Annotated in this window: 2 rRNA genes (1 of these 2 cut by a window edge); both read left to right on the top strand. The window is 47.6% G+C overall.

The annotated features are described in order from the left end of the window. Positions 1–2,169, top strand: a 23S ribosomal RNA gene (locus tag KO504_RS13815); it begins 656 nt to the left of the window's first position. A 159-nt stretch (positions 2,170–2,328) separates the two neighbouring features. After that, positions 2,329–2,438: ribosomal RNA gene (gene rrf / locus KO504_RS13810) — 5S ribosomal RNA — on the top strand. The last annotated feature ends 62 nt before the right edge of the window (positions 2,439–2,500 follow it).

The following is a 2,500-nucleotide window of genomic DNA, read 5'->3' as shown; positions in this document are numbered from 1 at the left end:
AAGCGAGTCTGAATAGGGCGCTTTAGTTAGTAGTGGTAGACGCGAAACCGTGTGATCTACCCATGGGCAGGGTGAAGCTGTGGTAACACACAGTGGAGGCCCGAACCGATATACGTTGAAAAGTGTTCGGATGACCTGTGGGTAGGGGTGAAAGGCCAATCAAACTCGGAAATAGCTCGTACTCCCCGAAATGCATTTAGGTGCAGCGTTGATTTATAGTTTTATAGAGGTAGAGCTACTGATTGGATGCGGGGGCTTCACCGCCTACCAATTCCTGACAAACTCCGAATGCTATAAAATGTTAATCAGCAGTGAGGGCATGGGTGCTAAGGTCCATGTCCGAGAGGGAAAGAACCCAGACCATCAGCTAAGGTCCCCAAATATATGTTAAGTTGAATAAACGAGGTTGAACTGCTTAGACAGCTAGGATGTTGGCTTGGAAGCAGCCATTCATTTAAAGAGTGCGTAACAGCTCACTAGTCGAGCGGTTCGGCATGGATAATAATCGGGCATAAACATATTACCGAAGCTATGGACTTGTAAAAGTGGTAGGGGAGCATTGTAGTGTCGTCGAAGGTGTGCTGTGAGGCATGCTGGAGAAGCTACAAAAGAAAATGTAGGCATAAGTAACGATAATGCGGGCGAGAAACCCGCACACCGAAAGACTAAGGTTTCCTCAGCTATGCTAATCAGCTGAGGGTTAGTCGGGACCTAACGCGAACCCGAAAGGGGTAGTGGATGGACAACAGGTTAATATTCCTGTACCTGCTCACACTAAAAGTGACGGAGGCGAAAAGTTAGTGCGTACTGACGGAATAGTACGTTGAAGCGAGTAGTAATACCGCGATAGTACACTGAGACTACGGTCAAGGTGATAATCTAGCAAATCGACTTCCAAGAAAAGCGAGTGAAGCAGCCCGTACCCTAAACCGACACAGGTAGTTGGGATGAGAATTCTAAGGTGCTCGAGAGATTCATGGCTAAGGAACTAGGCAAAATTGACGCGTAACTTCGGGAGAAGCGTCGCCCCCCTCTGGGGGGGCCGCAGTGAAAAAGTCCAGGCGACTGTTTATCAAAAACACAGGGCTCTGCTAAATCGAAAGATGATGTATAGGGCCTGACACCTGCCCGGTGCTGGAAGGTTAAGTGGAGGGTTTAGAAGTTTACTTCGAAGATCTCAAATGAAGCCCCAGTAAACGGCGGCCGTAACTATAACGGTCCTAAGGTAGCGAAATTCCTTGTCGGGTAAGTTCCGACCTGCACGAATGGTGTAACGATCTGGACACTGTCTCAGCCATGAGCTCGGTGAAATTGTAGTATCGGTGAAGATGCCGATTACCCGCAGTGGGACGAAAAGACCCCGTGAACCTTTACTATAGCTTAGTATTGGCTTTGGATAAGTAATGTGTAGGATAGGTGGGAGACTTTGAAGTGGCGTCGCTAGGCGTTGTGGAGTCATTGTTGAAATACCACCCTTTGCTTATCTAGAGTCTAACCTCTAACCAGGGACAGTGCTTGGTGGGTAGTTTGACTGGGGTGGTCGCCTCCAAAAGAGTAACGGAGGCTTCTAAAGGTTCCCTCAGCACGCTTGGTAACCGTGCGTAGAGTGCAATGGCATAAGGGAGCTTGACTGAGAGACATACAGGTCGATCAGGTACGAAAGTAGAGCATAGTGATCCGGTGGTTCCGTATGGAAGGGCCATCGCTCAAAGGATAAAAGGTACTCCGGGGATAACAGGCTGATCTCCCCCAAGAGCTCATATCGACGGGGGGGTTTGGCACCTCGATGTCGGCTCGTCACATCCTGGGGCTGGAGAAGGTCCCAAGGGTTGGGCTGTTCGCCCATTAAAGTGGCACGCGAGCTGGGTTCAGAACGTCGTGAGACAGTTCGGTCTCTATCTACTGTGGGCGTTAGAAATTTGAGTGGATCTGACTCTAGTACGAGAGGACCGAGTTGGACGAACCTCTGGTGTACCTGTTGTTCCGCCAGGAGCATTGCAGGGTAGCTACGTTCGGAAGGGATAAGCGCTGAAAGCATATAAGCGCGAAACCCACCACAAGATGAGATTTCTTTAAAGGGTCGTGGAAGATGACCACGTTGATAGGCTATAGGTGTAAAGGCAGTAATGTCATAGCCGAGTAGTACTAATAACCCATAGGTTTATTGTCACTTCGACTTTGCTCAGTGACCAGTAATGATTGCTGAGCAAGTCTGTTTTTTTATTAAAGTTTACTTACAAAATCATGTCTTTTTTTCAATATGTCAACAATATTAGTGTTGATTATTTATAACAGCCAAGGTCTTGAACCATGTTCAAGATAAAAACTTAAGGTGGTTATAGCGACGGGGCTCACCTCTTACCATTCCGAACAGAGTAGTTAAGCCCGTTTGCGCCGATGGTACTGCTTTACTGTGGAAGAGTAGGTCGCCGCCTTTTTTGAAAACCCTTACTAGATATCTAGTAAGGGTTTTTTGTTTTGGAATCTATCTTGAAGTAAA

Source organism: Winogradskyella psychrotolerans (assembly GCF_018860565.1).
Taxonomy (GTDB): domain Bacteria; phylum Bacteroidota; class Bacteroidia; order Flavobacteriales; family Flavobacteriaceae; genus Winogradskyella; species Winogradskyella damuponensis.
This window is presented reverse-complemented; position numbering and strand designations above follow the sequence as displayed.